Origin of the sequence: Xanthobacter versatilis, assembly GCF_043193975.1 — a bacterium.
Lineage (GTDB): Bacteria > Pseudomonadota > Alphaproteobacteria > Rhizobiales > Xanthobacteraceae > Xanthobacter > Xanthobacter autotrophicus_E.
This window is the reverse complement of sequence record NZ_JBAFVB010000038.1, coordinates 1-266: the sequence shown is the minus strand read 5'-3', so window position 1 is coordinate 266 and position 266 is coordinate 1. Positions and strand designations below refer to the sequence as shown.

Annotated in this window: 1 protein-coding gene; it reads right to left on the bottom strand. The window is 66.5% G+C overall.

Annotation, left to right across the window (positions count from 1 at the left end; genetic code table 11):
- A partial coding sequence (locus tag V5F66_RS22280) for an IS3 family transposase (RefSeq protein ID WP_394094743.1) occupies positions 1–266 on the bottom strand: 266 nt, incomplete at both ends.

Here is a 266-nt window from a genome sequence, read left to right as displayed (position 1 = left end):
GCCGTAGCCGCAGGCAGGACCCGTCGTTGACCCACAGGCGCCCCTTCTTCGGTTGTTTGCATGGCACCTTGAGCCCCTCCTGCCGCCAGATCCGCTCGACCCGCTTCACGTTCACCGCCCAGCCGGCCGCCTGCAGCAATGCCGTGATCCGCCGATAGCCATAGCGACCGTATCGGGTGGCGAGTTCGATGATGTCGGCGGTCAGCTCCGCCTCATCGGCACGGCCCATTGGCACCTTGCGCTGCGTGGATCGATGCTGCCCCAGA